Genomic DNA, 10,108 nt, shown 5'->3' with positions numbered 1-10,108 from the left:
CAACGGAGGCAAATCTCTTTTTTTAACAACCACTTACCATCCACGCCGATCAAACGCCAGCTTTTTTGCGGTGGCCATGGAAAACCATTGTTGCACAGCGACAGCGACACTCACAAATTTTCATGTCTCACCATTGAAAATTTATGTCGCATTTTTGAATGTATTGATGCCGCCAACCATGTGGCAACTTCGCTGGACTCTGAAGCGATTCAGCCAGGACTGCATGGGCGGCTTGTGGCCGGCAGCCCGGGACAGAAAAGCCTGCCGCGCTCAGGCGCAGCAGGCTAGACGAAAACCAGAATTCGCTTGGCTACAGGGCAGCGGGGTGGTGCTGCCCGGAAGGTATCAGCGGGCCGAAGCCAGCTCTTGTTGGACGCTGGCGACGGTACGTGGCCAAGGTTTACCAGCCTGGACCTTCGCTGGCAAGTTCTTGATGGCAGCCACAGCTGCATCGCGGTTGGCGAAGTTACCGTAAGTGACCACGTAAAGCGGTTTGCCCTGCAGGGACTTGCGGAAGTAGCGATAGTCGCCACCTTGGGCTTTCACGAAGGCCTGGGCGGATGCTTCGGAGCTGGTCCCCAGAATCTGCACCACGTAGTTGCCCGGCTTCTGACCGGTGTACCAGCTGCTGTTGCCGCTGCCACCTGACGCTGGTTTTTCAGCAGCTTTCTCGGCGACCTTGGGCGCGGGCTTGGCCACCGCCACCTGGGTAGGTGCAGGCTCAGGCTTGGCCGGCGTGGTTTGCTTGGGCTGTTGCGTGACCGGCTTGGGCGTGGAGGTCACCGGCTGGGCAGGCGCCGGCGCTGGGCCAGCAGACACGCCCTGTGGCGGTGCGATGGTGGTTACCGTGGGTGGCGGGTTGCCCGGTTGCAACGCGGTATCACCCGCCGGGCTGCCTTCTTCGCCCTCGCCCATGCCTGCTGCCTGGGCCAACGGTTCACGCATGACCGGTTGCGACTGCCCGCCCAGCGGCAGGGGCTTGGGCTGGGACGAGCCGGAGAACTCGATTGCCGCGCTGGAATTGCCGTCGCCAAGGGGCAACTGGGCCTGGGCTGCGGGTGCATCTTCAGGGGCCTTGTCGCCCTTGCGGGGCATCAACACCGCCGCGGCCACGGCGACGACGACCACGGCGGATAGCGCGAGTACGTGTTTTTTAGGCATCTTGAACCCCATGGCTGGTCGCTTTGCCGTCGAGCGGCTGGCGATCATGGCTTCGATCAGAGTGTCACGGGCAACCTGGTTGATAGTGCCAGGCCACCCATCGGCATTTTCATGGATATCGGCGATCTGCTCCCGGCTGAACACCTCGATACCCCGGCCGGCACCCACCAGGCGCTGTTCGAGATACTCGCGGGTTTCCTCCTCGCTGTACGGCGCAAGTTCGATGATGTGGAAGCGTTCTTCCTCGATATTCAACTCATCGAGCCCTGCGATCAGCGATGGCTCACCGAACAGGAATACATGCGGACGCCCTTCGGGAACGCCTGCCGCCAATTCCAGCAACGCTTGGAGTGCCGACTCGTCCAGTTGTTCCGCATCGTCCACCAGCAGATACACTTCCTGGCCAGTCAGGGCCAGTTGCACCATCTTGGACAGGATGCTCTGGACCTGCGGCTCGGCCACATCCAGGTACTGCGCAATCTGGCCGAGGATACTGGCAGCATCGCCGGCACTGCGGGCCGAAACCACGACGCTCTGCACCGACTGCTTGTTGGTGCTGGCCGCCAGCGCCTGGCGCAGCAAGGTCTTGCCGCTGCCCAGAGGCCCGGTGACCACCAGCATCAGGTGGCTGTAGCGAGCCAGGTGGTGCAGCTGCGCCAGAACCGGCTTGCGCTGGGCGGGAAAGAACTTGAAGCCCGGTACGCGCGGTGCGAACGGGTCATGGCTCAGTTGGTAATGGTCGAGAAAGGCCTCATCGGCGTGCAAACTGGTCATTGCGCTGTCACAACCTCAAAGCTGGGCCACGATCGCGCGGTAATCCGCCGACAGCGTGGCCTGGAGAATCTCATTGGGATAGTCGTCGGTGACCACGGCCTCGCCTAGCTGGCGCAACAGCACCAGGCGCAGACGGCCGTCCAGCACCTTCTTGTCGACCGCCATGTGTTCCATGAAATGCGCTGGGGTCATTTCCTGCGGGGGCACCACCGGCAAGCCTGCCTCCAGCAGCAAGCCAATGCCGCGGTCGCGTTCGGCCTGCGTGATCCAGCCCAGACGCATGGACATTTCCAGCGCCATGGCCGTACCTGCTGCCACGGCTTCGCCATGTAGCCAGACGCCATAGCCCATATGGGTTTCGATGGCATGGCCGAAGGTATGGCCAAGATTGAGCGTGGCGCGAACACCCGACTCGCGCTCGTCAGCCCCTACGACGGCTGCCTTCGCCGCGCACGAGCGGCGGATGGCTTCGGTCAACGCGACGGCGTCGAGGCTGCGCAGCGCCGGCATATTTTCTTCGAGCCAGGCCATGAAAGGCTTGTCACAGATCAAACCGTACTTGATGACTTCGGCCAACCCGGCAGACAGCTCACGCGCTGGCAGGGTCCCGAGGGTCGTGGTGTCGATCACCACGGCGTTGGGCTGGTAGAACGCCCCGACCATGTTCTTGCCCAGTGGGTGATTGATGCCGGTCTTGCCGCCGACCGACGAATCCACCTGAGACAGCAGGGTGGTGGGTACCTGGATGAAATCCACACCGCGCTGATAGCACGCCGCAGCAAAACCGGCCATGTCGCCGATCACGCCACCACCGAGCGCTACAACGGTGGTGCGCCGATCGTGGCGGGCCGTCAGCAGGCCATCGAAGATCAGCTGCAACGTTTCCCAGTTCTTGTGGGCCTCACCGTCGGGCAGGACCACCGGCAGTACGCTGTAAGCCCCCAGAGTCTTGCTCAGGCGCTCCAGATAGAGCGGCGCCACGGTCTCGTTGGAAACGATGGCAACCTGACGGCCAGCGATATGCGGCGTCAGCCACTCAGGCTGGTCCAGCAGGCCTTCGCCAATGTAGATCGGGTAGCTGCGCTCGCCCAGGTCGACCTTCAGTGTCTGCATGTATCCCCACAATGAGCTGGTGCACGGCGCCTTTGGCAGGCAAGCCACGCGGTATCGTTGAGCCTCGCCTCGGCGCAGGAGGCCGAGAATAGTCCCGGGTTAACGGGGCGGCAACTGCTGCAGGCGCTCGAGAATGTCGATCACCACCATTCGCGGTGGCCGCTCGTCGGTTTGCACCACCAGGTCGGCAATTTCACGGTAGAGCGGGTCTCGGGTTTCGAGCAAGGCGCGCAGGGTCGCCTCCGGGTTGGCGGTACGCAGCAATGGCCGGTTGCGATCCCGAGCGGTGCGGCCGACCTGCTGCTCGACCGAGGCATGCAGGTAGATCACCCGCCCGCCCTGGTGCAGCGCGCGGCGATTGGCCTCGCGCATGACCGCCCCGCCACCGGTGGCAACGACCACGCCATCAAGGCTGCACAATTCGGCAATCATGGCCTGCTCGCGGTCACGGAAACCCGGTTCGCCTTCCTTGTCGAAGATCCACGGAATGTTGGCACCGCACCTCAGTTCGATTTCCTTGTCGGAATCCCTGAATGGCAGGCGCAGCTCTTTGGCCAATAGGCGCCCGATGGTGCTTTTACCAGCACCCATGGGCCCCACAAGTATCAAATTTCGCACAGAATCAACGACTCACGGCAATCGTCTGGTCACTCATGATACGCGGAGTCAGGAAGACCAGCAGCTCGGATTTTTTCTCTTGTAGTACATCGCGTCGAAACAGCCGTCCAACATACGGCAGATCGCCAAAAAATGGCACCTTGTCCACTACATTGTTTTGCGTGGTGGAGTAGACGCCACCGATCACGATAGTCTGCCCGTTCTCGACCCTGACCTTGGCATTGACCTCGTTCTTGCGAATGGGCGGGACGTCATTGAGGGCATTGACGTAGTCAGGTTCGTCCTTGGTCACTCTCACGGTCATGACGACACTGTCATCCGGCGTGATCTGCGGCGTCACCTCCAGTGAAAGCGAGGCCTCGCGAAACGACACGGTTGTCGCGCCGTTCTTGTTGGACTGCTGGTAAGGCACCTCGGTACCTTTGAGTATCCGCGCCGTCTCCTTGTCGGCGGTCACCACCTTGGGCTGGGAGATGATCTCGCCCTCACCGCTCTTTTCCATGGCACTGAGCTCAAGGTCAAGCAGCACGTCGCCGCGCAACAGACCCACGCCAAGGCTGCTGCCGCCCCGCTCGACGCCCAGGTCAACGAACAGGTCCTTGCCCGCTCTCGGTGCGGCGCTGTACAGGTCGCCGCCCCATCTCACCCCCAGGCCTTTCTGGTAGTCGACGTTGGCCTCCACGATACGGGCCTCGATCGCTACCTGACGCACGGGCACATCCAATTGGGCGATCAGTTGCCGAATCTCGGCGAGTCGATTCGCCGGCTGGTGGACCACCAGCGTGTTGGTGCGCTCATCCACGCCCAGGCTGCCCCTGCCGGCAAGAATACCGTCCTCAGACAGGCTCGCCAGCAACAGCTCGGACAAATCGGCGGCCTTGGCGTAGTGGATACGCATCAGTTCCCGACGCATGGGTTGTGATTGCGTGTCGAGTGGGTTCGAGGTGCCCTCGAACGACTGCGCGCTCAGGGTAGAAAGCGGTGCGATCAGCAGCACGTTGCCTTCGTGGCGTCGACCCAGGCCCTTGCTGCGCAATACCAGGTCGATCGCTTGATCCCAAGGCACATCTTCCAATCGTAAGGTGACGCTCCCTTGTACGTCGTCGCTGGCGACCAGGTTGATGCCGGCATGATCGGCAAGCACCTGCAGCACGGCGCGTACCTCGACATCCTGAAAATTCAGTGACAGCCGCTCACCCTGGTAAGGGGCCGCCATTGCCGTCAATGGCAGCAGCAGGGTTGCCAATAGCCATTTCCATGTCTTGCTCATCCAGGACCAGGGCCTCCTTGCCCACAGGTGTTGCCATAGAGATAAACGCAACGCGCTCGTGCCATGCACCGTCCATGAACCAGTGTTCGCGGATTTCCACTTGAACCGAATCGATATGCGTAACGACCCCTTGATCGCGCCCGACCCGGTCGCCCAGCCGCACCCGATGAACCTTACCGGCCGCCATTAACAGCGCTTCGTTAGCCTGTGCCCGTGACAGGCTGCCAACCATGCGCACCTGGGACAGCGGCACGCTTGCCAGCCCGCGATCAGGCAGCCGGTCCTGCTGCGGCCTGAACGGATCGACCTGTGGTGCCGCCGCGGGCACGCTTGCCGGCAGCTGGGCCAATGTCTGTGGTTGCAGCGTCGGGACAGTTGCCTGAAAGGCATCGACCTGCAGCCGTAGCTGCACCATGCCAGGCTGCCCGGCGACAGGCTCCAGGCTCATGTCGCCAGTGCGCAGCAGCCGAGCTTGGCCAAGCCACTCCAATAACCATTGCCGCACGCCGGCATACTCGCCTTTGACCCGCAGCTCCAGCGGCACCTGTTGGTACTCACCATGGGGTTGCGCCTCTTGCACCCGCAGCAGCTCGATGAGCAAGCCGTGGGCACGGCCCAACGCCGAGATGTGGTCCACCAGGTCGCTCATGTCCTGGCCGGCGGCCATGTTCCACAGGGCCACCTGCAGGCGTTGCTCAGCCCCTGCCACCGAGGCGCGCAGGCTGTCGAGCGTTGCGCGTTCTCCATTCAAAGCCGATTGCTGCTCATCCAGTGCCTGGGACTTGGCCTGCTCCTGGTCCATTTGCTGCAGCGCTGCGGGCAGGCGTATCGCGCAGCCCAAGGCGAACAGGCAAACGGCCAGCAGCACTGGCGCCAGGCGCTTGGCCCGCACGGACTGCCCGAGCAGCGCCGCTCGATCCAAGTGCGCCTGCAGTTTCATGACCAGGACGCAGCGACGCGTGCCGTCAGCAGGAACTGATCGGCACGGGGCAGGCTTTTGATGTGCTTGAGTTGCAGGTCGATCAACATGCCAGAGCGACCCAGGTCCCGCATGAACTGGGCGATCACGGCGCCAGAGGGAGCGAGGCCCGTAATCTGCAGGTGGCTGGCTTCGAGTTGCAGGCCCAACAACTGCACAGTGGTCGGCAGGGCGCGCTCAAGGTCCGTGAACAGCCCCTCCAGGATGCGCTGTTCAGCGCGCAGCGTCTCAAACCGGGCAAGCTGACTCGACGACGTGGCGTACTGGTCCTGTAGCTGCGCCCTCGACGCTGTCGGCTCATTCAGGGCCGCCAATGCCGCCGCACGCTGCCTGTTATCGGTCGTCTGCAACTGGGCCCGTTGACGCGCCAGCTGATCGACCATCGTCACGGCGCACAGGGCCGCCAAGGCGCTTGCCAACAGCTGGTTGCGAAAGCGCCGAATGGCCGCTTGCCGCTGCCGCTCGCGCCAAGGAAGCAGGTTGAACCTGATCATGCCCGTAACCCACCTGCCGCCAGCGTGCTGGCAAGCAGCATGGGGCCACCGAGACACTCGAGCCCGCCGGGTGCGGGTAACGGCCGGCAACGCACGTTGAGCCGTTCGCTCATCGCGTGCAGGTGCCGAGGGGTCATGCAGGCGCCGCTGGACACCCACAGGTCCGCCGGCAGGCCCTGCGACACGAGCGCCAAGACGACCTGCTCTGGCAGCTCACCCGACAACATGGGTTCAGTCGACGTCCACGCCCATCGTTGGCAGACGCCTTGGCACTGCCAACGATGCAGGGCGATGTTTTGCAGATCGATCCGCAACACGGCGGATTGATCCGAACAGGCAGGTGGTAACAGCCGGGTAAGGGCAATCGTATCGACCTCGACGGCTTCCAGTTGCAGCCCCGCGTGCCTCGCCACCGATTGCACCAGTGCCAGCGTGCTCTGCCGGCAAGCCGCCACCATCACGTCGACACTGTTCGGCTCATCAGAGCAGGGACCCAGCACATGGAAATCCATGGCCAGGTCATCCAGCGCAAAAGGCAGTAGCCGCTCGGCTTCGGCGAGCAACTGCGCTTCGATCTGCTCCTCGCACGCCTGACGCGGCACGCGGCACGGCTTGCAAATCACCTGGTCGGCTGCCAACGCCATGGCCACTCGATGCGGGCATACACCGTGACGCTCGAAGGCACGGCGCAGCGCCGCTGCAGCATGTGCTGGCTGAACCATCCAGGTGGTGTCGGCTGGCTGCTGATAGGGTTCCTGTGCCTGGCACAGCACCTCAAAGCGCCGCTTGCGCTTGCGCAACTGAACCACCCGCACCGCATTCTCGACGATTTCAATCCCTGTAAATGAACCGGCATCCTTGCTGAAGCGTCCAAGCATCGCGGCCTCCCTTGCGCTCGATGCTGCCTGGGGCACCCCCTGGACCTGGCCGCCGCCAGACGACGAGCAGCCCGGGCGGTAACCCCGGCGTGGCGAAAAATGCTTATAATGCCCGGCGTTTTCCGGCCCGCCGGGCCTGCGTGCAACCCATTCACAACCTGGACACCGAAAAGCCTTGATACGTCTGCTTAAGTTCTTCTGGTGGTCTTCCGTCGCAGCCATCTGCGCGCTCGTACTCGGTGTGAGCGGCGCGTTTCTGTATCTTAGCCCCAACCTGCCTTCGGTCGATTCGCTCAGAAGCATCCAGTTGCAGATCCCCCTCAAGGTGTTCAGCAGCGACGGCAAGCTGATCGCGGAATTTGGCGAAATGCGCCGCTCCCCGATCCGCTTCTCGGAGATTCCGCCACAGTTCATTCAGGCACTTCTGTCGGCCGAGGACGACAATTTCCTCAACCACTATGGCGTCGACCCAAGCAGCCTGATGCGCGCGGCCACACAGTTGGTCAAGACCGGACACATCCAGACCGGCGGCAGCACCATCACCATGCAGGTGGCGAAGAACTTCTTCCTGACCAGCGAACGCAGTTTCTCGCGCAAGACCAACGAGATCCTGCTGGCACTGCAGATCGAGCGCGAGCTGACCAAGGACGAAATTCTCGAGCTGTACGTGAACAAGATCTACCTGGGCAACCGTGCGTACGGCATCGATGCCGCCGCCCAGGTTTACTATGGCAAGTCGATCCGTGACGTGAGCCTGGCGCAGATGGCGATGATCGCGGGCCTGCCCAAGGCGCCGTCACGCTTCAACCCGCTGGCCAACCCGGTCCGCGCCAAGGAGCGCCGTGACTGGATCCTGGGCCGCATGTACAAGCTCGGCAAGATCGACGAGGCAAGCTACCAGGCCGCCCTGGCCGAGCCGCTGAACGCCCGCTATCACGTGCCCACCCCTGAGGTGAATGCGCCCTTCGTCGCCGAAATGGCCCGTGCCGAAATGGTCGGCCGCTACGGCAGCGACGCCTACACCGAAGGCTTGCGCGTGACCACCACCGTGCCTAGCGACACCCAGGAAATCGCCAACAAGGCGGTCCTCAAAGGGTTGACCGACTACGACCAACGCCATGGCTACCGCGGCCCCGAGGCACGCTTCCCAGGCCGCACCGTGGCAGCCTGGACTCACGAACTGGCCAGGCAGCGCACACTGGGGGGGCTGGAACCGGCAATCGTTACCCGCGTCGAGAAGACCGGCCTTCAGGTGTTGACCCGCAATGGCAAGGAACAAACCGTAGCCTGGGACACGATGAAGTGGGCGCGTCCGTTCATCAACACCAATGCCCAAGGCCGTGCGCCCCAGTCGCCGGCAGACGTTGCCCAAGTCGGCGACCTGGTGCGCCTGCAGCGGCTGGATGACGGGTCGTTCAAATTCAGCCAGGTGCCCAGCGCCCAGAGCGCGCTCGTCACCCTGGACCCTACCAGCGGCGCCATCCGCGCACTGGTCGGCGGTTTCTCGTTCGAGCAGAGCAACTATAACCGTGCCATGCAGGCCAAGCGCCAGCCCGGTTCGAGTTTCAAGCCTTTCATCTACAGCGCAGCGCTCGACAGCGGCTACACCGCCTCCAGCCTGGTCAACGACGCACCCATCGTGTTCGTCGACGAATCGGTGGACAAGGTCTGGCGCCCCAAGAACGATACCAATACGTTCCTCGGCCCGATTCGCATGCGCGAAGCCCTGTACAAGTCGCGCAACCTGGTTTCGATCCGACTGCTGCAGGCCATGGGCATCGACCGCACCATCGACTACATCGCCAAGTTCGGTTTCAACAAGCAGGACCTGCCACGCAACCTGTCGCTGGCACTGGGTACTGCCACACTGACACCGATGGAGATCGCCACCGGCTGGAGTACGTTCGCCAATGGCGGCTACAAGATCTCGCCGTACCTGATCGACCGTATCGAGAGCCGCAATGGCGAGACGCTGTTCACGGCCAATCCGCCACGCGTTCCTCAAGGTTCGGAAGACAATGCCGGGCTGGCCGCTCCCGAGCAGCCCATCAGCACTGGTCAAGTGCCGGGTGAGCCCTCCACTTCGCTCGATCAGGCGCCCGCACCACAAGCCCCGGCAGTGGCCGAGCGCATCATCGACGGCCGTACCACCTATATCCTCACCAGCATGCTGCAGGACGTCATCAAACGCGGTACGGGCCGCCGAGCGCTGGCACTGGGACGCACCGACCTTGCGGGCAAAACCGGTACCACCAACGAATCGAAGGATGCCTGGTTCTCGGGCTACAACGCCGATTACGTGACCACGGTGTGGGTTGGTTTCGATCAGCCCGAAACCCTGGGTCGTCGGGAATACGGTGGCACTGCCGCACTGCCGATCTGGATGGGCTTCATGGGCCCGGCTCTCCAAGGCCGGCCTGAGCACCCGCCCGCGCAGCCTGAAGGCATCCTGAGCCTGAGGGTCGATCCCGTCAGTGGCCGTGCTGCCTCGGCAAGCACGCCCAATGCCTATTTCGAGCTGTTCAAGGCAGAGGACTCGCCACCGTCGGTGGACGAACTGGGTAACGGGACTGCACCGGGTAGCCCGCTTCCAGCCGATGAAGCAACGCCAATGGATCTCTTCTGAGACCTGACCGGTACCCTGACAGGGCTGCAAGGCGGCCCTGGCATTACGGCTCGATGCCGGCGAATTCCCGCTGCCCCTTTGTTCTACAGCCATGAAAAAACCCGGCTGTCATGGCTTGATACTGTCTTGATATCGTTGGGCCGCTTCGCGGCCCTACGTAAACAGCATCAGGCCATGACAGCCGGGTTTGTTGGT

At 62.9% G+C, this 10,108-nt stretch carries 8 protein-coding genes; 1 reads left to right on the top strand and 7 read right to left on the bottom strand.

The window, feature by feature from the left end; all coding sequences use genetic code 11:
• Window positions 1-345 precede the first annotated feature (345 nt).
• From PFU01S_RS01705 to pilM, 7 genes are all read right to left on the bottom strand, one after another.
• Entirely contained in the window at window positions 346-1,935 is a 1,590-nt protein-coding gene (locus tag PFU01S_RS01705; RefSeq protein ID WP_028686681.1) for an SPOR domain-containing protein, read from the bottom strand.
• A 15-nt stretch (window positions 1,936-1,950) separates the two neighbouring features.
• Window positions 1,951-3,048: a 3-dehydroquinate synthase gene (aroB, locus tag PFU01S_RS01700; RefSeq protein ID WP_027913511.1), complete on the bottom strand. Its 1,098-nt coding sequence runs from the start codon at window positions 3,046-3,048 to the stop codon at window positions 1,951-1,953.
• Window positions 3,049-3,147: 99 nt separating this feature from the next.
• Entirely contained in the window at window positions 3,148-3,666 is a 519-nt protein-coding gene (gene aroK, locus PFU01S_RS01695; RefSeq protein ID WP_027913510.1) for a shikimate kinase AroK, read from the bottom strand.
• A 4-nt stretch (window positions 3,667-3,670) separates the two neighbouring features.
• The gene (locus tag PFU01S_RS01690; RefSeq protein WP_042138980.1) at window positions 3,671-4,936 is read right to left on the bottom strand and encodes a type IV pilus secretin PilQ; all 1,266 of its coding nucleotides are present in this window, start codon (window positions 4,934-4,936) and stop codon (window positions 3,671-3,673) included.
• On the bottom strand, window positions 4,860-5,876 hold the full coding sequence (locus PFU01S_RS01685; protein ID WP_028686683.1) for a pilus assembly protein PilP: 1,017 nt from the start codon (window positions 5,874-5,876) through the stop codon (window positions 4,860-4,862). Before PFU01S_RS01685 ends, PFU01S_RS01690 begins: the two co-directional genes overlap by 77 nt.
• Window positions 5,873-6,409 (bottom strand): PilN domain-containing protein, encoded by a 537-nt coding sequence (locus PFU01S_RS01680; protein WP_027913508.1) that lies wholly within the window; start codon window positions 6,407-6,409, stop codon window positions 5,873-5,875. Before PFU01S_RS01680 ends, PFU01S_RS01685 begins: the two co-directional genes overlap by 4 nt.
• On the bottom strand, window positions 6,406-7,287 hold the full coding sequence (gene pilM, locus PFU01S_RS01675) for a type IV pilus biogenesis protein PilM (protein ID WP_028686684.1): 882 nt from the start codon (window positions 7,285-7,287) through the stop codon (window positions 6,406-6,408). The genes PFU01S_RS01680 and pilM overlap by 4 nt, the downstream gene beginning before the upstream one ends.
• A 175-nt stretch (window positions 7,288-7,462) precedes the next feature.
• Here pilM and PFU01S_RS01670 point away from each other — a divergent pair, with 175 nt between their 5' ends.
• Complete coding sequence (locus PFU01S_RS01670) at window positions 7,463-9,913, top strand: penicillin-binding protein 1A (protein WP_027913506.1); 2,451 nt, start codon at window positions 7,463-7,465, stop codon at window positions 9,911-9,913.
• Window positions 9,914-10,108: the final 195 nt, after the last annotated feature.

The sequence above is a fragment of the Pseudomonas fulva NBRC 16637 = DSM 17717 genome, from assembly GCF_000730565.1.
GTDB classification, from domain to species: domain Bacteria; phylum Pseudomonadota; class Gammaproteobacteria; order Pseudomonadales; family Pseudomonadaceae; genus Aquipseudomonas; species Aquipseudomonas fulva.
The sequence above is the reverse complement of the archived record's forward strand: the minus strand, read 5'-3'. Positions and strand labels throughout refer to the sequence as shown.

What these genes read in the sequence shown, in the direction of transcription:
- PFU01S_RS01685 (WP_028686683.1), bottom strand. Translation starts at nt 5,876, where the DNA reads ATGAAACTGCAGGCGCACTTGGATCGAGCGGCGCTGCTCGGGCAGTCC.
- aroB (WP_027913511.1), bottom strand. Translation starts at nt 3,048, where the DNA reads ATGCAGACACTGAAGGTCGACCTGGGCGAGCGCAGCTACCCGATCTAC.
- PFU01S_RS01690 (WP_042138980.1), bottom strand. Translation starts at nt 4,936, where the DNA reads ATGAGCAAGACATGGAAATGGCTATTGGCAACCCTGCTGCTGCCATTG.
- PFU01S_RS01680 (WP_027913508.1), bottom strand. Translation starts at nt 6,409, where the DNA reads ATGATCAGGTTCAACCTGCTTCCTTGGCGCGAGCGGCAGCGGCAAGCG.
- pilM (WP_028686684.1), bottom strand. Translation starts at nt 7,287, where the DNA reads ATGCTTGGACGCTTCAGCAAGGATGCCGGTTCATTTACAGGGATTGAA.
- PFU01S_RS01705 (WP_028686681.1), bottom strand. Translation starts at nt 1,935, where the DNA reads ATGACCAGTTTGCACGCCGATGAGGCCTTTCTCGACCATTACCAACTG.